Raw genomic sequence first — 230 nt, 5'->3', positions numbered from 1 at the left:
CGTTCGACCAATGGGCCGCGAGCCGCGACGCCGCGGAAGACCGCTCGGTATCGGCGCGGTATGTATCGCGCGAAATTCCGGGTTATCAGGACCTCGACGCCAACGGCACGTGGCGCAGCAGTCCGCAATACGGCGAAGTCTGGGTGCCGCGCGCGACGCCCGCAGGCTGGGCGCCCTATCACGACGGCCACTGGGTATGGCAGGCGCCGTGGGGCTGGACATGGGTCGAC

1 protein-coding gene is annotated in these 230 nt (G+C 69.1%); it reads left to right on the top strand.

Annotation, left to right across the window (positions count from 1 at the left end):
* A partial coding sequence (locus tag SB753_RS42130; protein WP_410805833.1) for a DUF6600 domain-containing protein occupies positions 1–230 on the top strand: 230 nt, incomplete at both ends.

Origin of the sequence: Paraburkholderia sp. SIMBA_053 (assembly GCF_046534895.1) — a bacterium.
In the GTDB taxonomy this organism is placed as follows: Bacteria; Pseudomonadota; Gammaproteobacteria; order Burkholderiales; family Burkholderiaceae; genus Paraburkholderia; species Paraburkholderia caledonica.
The sequence above is the reverse complement of the archived record's forward strand: the minus strand, read 5'-3'. Positions and strand labels throughout refer to the sequence as shown.